The sequence below is a fragment of the Pseudomonas sp. P5_A2_2 genome (assembly GCF_054177685.1).
Genome location: NZ_JBGCUL010001212.1, coordinates 1 through 1207 on the forward strand (window position 1 = coordinate 1; position 1207 = coordinate 1207).

Consider the following 1207-nt stretch of genomic DNA (forward strand, 5'->3'; position numbering starts at 1 on the left):
TCCCATGCCAGGGATTTTGAATGCCAGGGTGGCGCGTTTGGTGAATTGAGATAGGGTTGACTCAGGAACCTGCGCGACTGGAGAACCACATGCGCTATTCAGGCTTGACCCAACGCATCGCCGGTGAAGGCGCCGCGGCCTGGCAGATACACAATCGCGCAGTGCAATTGCGCGAACAGGGCGTCGATATACTGCTGCTTTCGGTCGGCGACCCGGATTTCGATACCCCGCAACCTATCGTTCTAGCCGCTATAGACAGCTTGTTGGCGGGTGACACCCATTACTCGGAAGTCCGCGGCAACCGTCGGTTGCGCGACAGCATCGCCCGTCGCCATCAGCGACAGAGCGGGCAGGCGGTGGATGCCGAGCATGTRATCGTMWTSCCCGGKGCSCAGTGYGCGGTGTATTCGGTGGYGCAATGCCTGCTCGATCCGGGGGACGAGGTAATTGTCGCCGAACCGATGTACGTGACGTATGAGGGCGTGTTCGGTGCCATTGGGGCGAAAGTCGTGCCTGTTGCGGTGTGTCCGGAGAACGGCTTTCGGGTCGATCCGGGCGATGTCGCGGCGCTGATCACGCCACGAACCCGGGCCATTTTACTCAACAGCCCGAACAATCCTTCCGGTGCGAGCCTGTCTCTGAAGATCTGGCAGGCACTGGCTTCGTTGTGCATTCGGCATGACGTGTGGCTGATCAGTGACGAGGTGTACAGCGATCTGCTGTACGAGGGCGACCACATCAGTCCGGCCAGCCTGCCGGACATGGCCGAACGCACCGCGACCATCAATAGCTTGTCCAAATCCCACGCCATGAGTGGCTGGCGGGTGGGCTGGGTGATCGGGCCCAAGCCCTTGGCCGATCACCTGGAACATCTGTCGCTGTGCATGCTGTTCGGTATTCCGGAGTTCGTGCAGAAGGCGGCGCAACGGGCCCTGGAAGAGGAGCTGCCCGAGGTGGCGTCGATGCGCGAGGAGTACCGCCAGCGTCGCGACCTGGTGTGCGCGAGCCTGGACGGATGCGCGGGCCTGCGGCCGATACGCCCGGATGGCGGGATGTTCGTGATGGTCGACGTGCGCCAGACCGGCCTGTCGGCCCAGCGTTTTGCCGAGCGACTACTGGACGGTTATGGCGTTTCGGTGCTGGCCGGCGAAGCGTTTGGACCGAGTGCGGCGGGGMATATCCGGATTGGACTGGTAGTGGACAGGCG

The 1207-nt window shown here is 62.6% G+C and carries 1 protein-coding gene; it reads left to right on the forward strand.

The annotated features are described in order from the left end of the window. Nucleotides 1–89: 89 nt before the first annotated feature. Nucleotides 90–1207, forward strand: a 1118-nt coding sequence (locus tag ACXRVY_RS30175; protein ID WP_458239096.1) for a pyridoxal phosphate-dependent aminotransferase, incomplete at its 3' end; no start/stop codon positions are given.